This is a genomic window from Helicobacter sp. WB40, from assembly GCF_027859275.1.
In the GTDB taxonomy this organism is placed as follows: Bacteria; Campylobacterota; Campylobacteria; order Campylobacterales; family Helicobacteraceae; genus Helicobacter_D; species Helicobacter_D ibis.
Window position 1 is genome coordinate 1 of sequence record NZ_JAQHXS010000040.1, and the last position, 206, is coordinate 206.

General features: G+C 29.6%; 1 protein-coding gene. It reads left to right on the forward strand.

Annotation, left to right across the window (positions count from 1 at the left end):
- The coding region (locus PF022_RS08835) for a thermonuclease family protein (protein ID WP_271023589.1) at window positions 1-206 on the forward strand (206 nt) is incomplete at both ends.

Consider the following 206-nt stretch of genomic DNA (forward strand, 5'->3'; position numbering starts at 1 on the left):
AGCTAAAACAGGAATATGGAAAAGAAGCAAAAGAAGAATTGCAAAAAATGTGTAAAAATAAAAAGGCGAAGGTAGAATTTAAGGGCATTGACAGATACAAAAGACATCTTGGAGTTTTGTATTGCGATAAAAGAAATGTTAATAAAACACTCTTGCAAAATGGATATGCTTGGAGTTATAATAATTGGAACAAAAAACTGGAAATA